Origin of the sequence: Winogradskyella sp. 3972H.M.0a.05 (assembly GCF_040493455.1) — a bacterium.
Classification (GTDB): domain Bacteria; phylum Bacteroidota; class Bacteroidia; order Flavobacteriales; family Flavobacteriaceae; genus Microcosmobacter.
On sequence record NZ_JANFDA010000016.1, the window covers coordinates 1 to 4,448 of the forward strand.

1 protein-coding gene is annotated in these 4,448 nt (G+C 59.1%); it reads right to left on the bottom strand.

Annotated elements, in window-relative coordinates:
- Positions 1-4,448 (bottom strand): T9SS type B sorting domain-containing protein (locus NCE97_RS15870; RefSeq protein WP_353780267.1); only part of this gene is annotated, 4,448 nt, incomplete at both ends.

The following is a 4,448-nucleotide window of genomic DNA, read 5'->3' on the forward strand; positions in this document are numbered from 1 at the left end:
TAGTCATTGGTGGGCATCAACTCCCCATTGTAGGTACCGTCCCAGCCAGACCCCTGGGGGTTGAGCTGTTTCAACAGTTTTCCGTACCTGTCAAATATATAAATTTTTGCGTTAGCATCCAGTCCCGGGATCATCCATTTGTCATTGTACCCATCTCCATTGGGGGTAAAGAACAACGGATAGTCCAGTACCGTGATGGTGCCCGCCACGATGCCACAGCCGTTCTTGTCCCTGGCCACCACCGTGTGCTCCCCTGGGGTCACCCCCGTGAAGACGCCACTGTCCTGCCATGGGCCGTTGTCAAGGCTGTACTCGTACTCCCCGATGCCGGTCGCCGTCGCTTCTATAACGTTCGGATCCGAAAAAGCTTGTGACAGGATCACGATTTCTATCGTCGGCGGTGCGCTCTCCGATACCTCGGTGCTGTCCTCCCATGAGCACATGGTCACCGTCGAGGTGCTCGTGTCGGTCACCACGACACTATAGGTGCCGCCCTGTGCCGGGGCATAGCTGGAGCCCGTAGCCCCCGCGATCTCAACACCGTTGAGGCTCCACTGGAAGCTATAGAGCGCCTCCGAGAGGCCAGTGTCCAGCACCAGTGGGTCCAGGATCTCCGTGCCATTGGTGTCCACGCAAAGGGTATAACTGTCCTCCAGGTCGAACACCGGCAATGGGTTCACGTCCAGGGTGATCTCCGCCAGTGCGTAACAGTCAGAGCTGTCCCCCTGGTTGTCCACCTGGCCATCGTTGTCCAGGTCCACCAGGTCGCCCTGGCCATCGCCATCGATGTCTATAAAGTCGATGATGCCGTCCGCATTGGTGTCCAGCGCGTCCGAGAGGCCATCGCCGTCCACGTCCACAAGGTCAAAGGTGCCATCGCCGTCCGTGTCATAGGTGTCCACCGTGCCATCGCTGTTGAAGTCCAGTCCCGTGGCCACCGTGGAGAGGTCCAGTGCGATACCGACCACCCCTGGGGTGTCGTTGTCCACCCTCACGTAGACCGTCTGCGGGTTGGTAATGTTCTCATATAGTGTCGGCAATGGGTTCACGCCATTGTCCGCGTCGTCTAGGCTCGCATAGTAGCTCACGATGTAGTTGGCCGGGTCCTGGCCGTCCAGTACCTGCGCATCGGCCAGTGAAAGGTCGAACTGCACACTGTCGTTGGACGGGTCGCCATCGGTCTCCACGTTGTCATCGCATGCCTCAAGTGTTATCGGTGCATCGTCCGGGTTGGCCTGTGCGTCCTCGTGCACCCATAGGGCAAAGGCCACGGTGCTTATCGAACAGCCCGTGTCGTTGTTGGTTATCGCCACATAGATCGTCTGTGGGTTGCCCGTGTTGGTATATGGGCTCACCAGGGCGTTCATCAGGTCATCGGCGTCCGCTTGTGTCTCATGGTAGGTCACCGTGAACAGGGACGGGTCCTGGCCGTTCAGCACCTCTGCGTCCTTGGTCGCAAGGTCAAACTCCATCACCCCGTCGTTGTTCAGCTCGCACTGCACAAAGTCCGGTACCGCCACCACTGCTGGCAGTGGGTTCACCCTGATGGTGAAGGAGACCACCGTGAAGCAGCCCGTGCCATTGGTGCCCAGCGCGTCATCGCCATTGGTCACCCTGATGTAGATCGTCTGCTCTGGGTTGTCCGGGTCGGTGGCACTGTCGTAACTGGTCGGGTCGGCTATGGCATTGCTGCCCAATATCGCGTCCTCCACGGTCTCATAGTAGCTCGCCGAGACGCCCGCCTCGCCATTGAGCACCAACAGTTCGTTCTCGGTAAGGTCAAAGACCTCGGTCATGTCGCCCGTGTTGACATCGTCGCAAAGCTCCAGGTCAGGGATCGAACCGGTCTCTGTCGGGGTCGGGTTCGGCAGCACGCGTATGGTAAGGGTCACCATGTCCGTACAACCGGTATCGGTATCGGTCACCACCGCATATAGGGTCTGTGGGTTGGCCGCATTGCCGCCAACCGAGGTATTGGTGTACATCGTCGGATCGGGGATCGCATTGGCCTGTGCCTGTGCATCGGCCAGGGTCTCGTAATAGGCCACCGACCAGCTGGCATTGCCGCCCGTGATCTCACCGTCCTTCAGGGTAAGGTCGAATACCGTCACCTCGTCGTTAGGGATCGTCGGCACGTCAAAATCGTCACAGAGCTCCAGTGGGGTCGGCTGCACTGCCGTTGGAGGCAGCTCCACCCTGATGATGAACTCCCCGGTGCTCACGCAGCCATTGATCGCGCTCACCGCCCTGACATAGATCACCTGTGGGTTGGTGGCATTGGTATAGGCGCCTGGGGTGGCTATGGGGTTGGCCCCGTTGTCCGCGTCCCCCTGGGTCAGGTGGAAGGTCACCACGACGTCCGCAGGGTCCTGCGAGCCTAGTATCTCGTCTAGCTTCGTGGTCAGGTCGAACTGCGCAAAGCCATTGTCGTCCGTGTCACAGATCACATAGTCCTCTAGGGTCACCGGTACCTCCGGTGATGGGACCACCTGTAGCTCCAGCGTGTTCAGGGTAAGGCTGTAACAGCCCGTGAGCTGGTTCTCAGACCTTACATAGATCTGTTGCGTGTTCGGCACGATGTTCGTATAGGGACTGCCCAGTGCATTGAGCCCGTCGTTGGCGTCGGCCTCGGTCTCGTGGTAGGTGATCACAACGTCCAGCTCCCCATTGATGATCTCCACGGTGCGCTCCTCTAGGTTGAACTCCGCAATACCGTCATTGTCGTCATCGCAGACCACGATCGGATCTGGATCGGGCTCGGGCGATGGGATCGGGTTCACCCTCAGGGTCACCGTGATCGTGTTCACACAGCCCGTCACGTCGTTAACCGCACGGACATAGATCGTCTGTGCGTTCATCGTGTTGGTGTACGGGGAGGCTATAGGGTTGGTGCCATTGTCGGCATCCAATTGTGTCTCGTAATAGGTCAGCGTGATCCCCGTCTGTCCGTTGAGGATCTCCGCATTGGCGTCCTCCAGGGTGAAGGCCTCTTGTTCATCGCCTGGGTTGTTCACGTCGCAGAGCTCCAGTGGGCCCGGTTGTGTGAGTACCGGTAGCGGGTTCACGATAAGTATCAGTTCCGTGGTCTTGTAACAGCCGCCAACAGTGCTGGTGTCCTCCACGCGGACATAGATCGTCTGTGGGTTCTCCGTATTGGTAAAGGCGCCTGGGGTGGCTATGGGGTTGGTGCCAAGCTCGGCGTCACCTGGGGTCAGGTGATAGGTCACCGTATATTGCAATGGGTCCAGACCGCCCAGTATCTCCGAGTCCTTGCTCGTCAGGTCGAACAGCGCAAAGCCATCGGCTGAGATGTCATCGCACTCCTCCAGTGGGGTCGGCTCAACGATCTGAGGGGTCGGCTCAACGATCAGCTGGAGCGCCACAACAGTGGCACAGTTGGTCGCGATCGTCGCGCTCTCCACGCGGACATAGATCACCTGGGCATCTTCCACGATATTGTTGTAGTCCACGCTCGTGTCTATGGCGTCAACACCGTTCTCGGCATTGGCCTGTGTCTCGTGGTAGGTCACCGCAAGTCCCGCGGCGCCACCGGTAACCTCTAGGGTGGCGTCCTCTAGGTTGAACAGCCCGAAGCCGTCATTGTCCGGATCACAGTAGTACAGTGGCATGGGGACGTTGGCCGCCGGGGCCTGTTGCACGTCCAAGAGCAGGCTCGTGGTATCGCTACAGCCCGAGGCTATGTCCTCCACCAGTACGTAGACCGTCTGTGGGTTGGTGATATTGGTATAGAGCGCCGGCAATGGGTTGGTCCCCGAATCGGCATCGGCCTGGGTAAGGTAGTAGCTCACCAGGTAGCTCGGGTTGTTGCCGCTGATCTCAGTGTTCTTCAGTGTAAGGTCGATCTCCGTAAGCCCGTCGATCACGTTGTCGTCACAGACCTCCAGTGGCGTAGGAACAACCAGCTGTGGGAGCTCGTTAACCACCAGGTCAAAGGTGCCGATCGAGCTGCAGCCCGTAAGGCCATTGGCCAGCACGTAGTATATCGTCTCTGGGTTGGACGTGTTCGCATAGAGCGGTGCAAGGGCATTGCTGCCCGACTGCGCATCGGCAAGGGTCGCATAGTAGGTGACCGTGACGTTCGCCTGCCCACCGATCGCCTCGATGTCCTTGGTGCCAAGGTCGAAGAGCTCCTGCTCGTCGCCCGGGTTGTTGTCGTCACACAGCGCGTAGTCGGCCACTGCCGATACCAAAGGCAATGGGTTGACGATCAGCTGAAGCTCGACCGTGTCGTAACAGCCCGTGGCATCATTGGTCAGCCTCACATAGACCACCTGCGCACCGGCAGTCACGTTCGTGTACAGCGTTGGCAACGCCGCAACGCCCATGTCGGCATCCGACTGCGTCAAATGGTAGCTCACGCTAACGCCAAGCTCGGCGCCAATCACCTCCAGATCCCGAAGGCTCAGGTCGAACTCGACAAAACCATC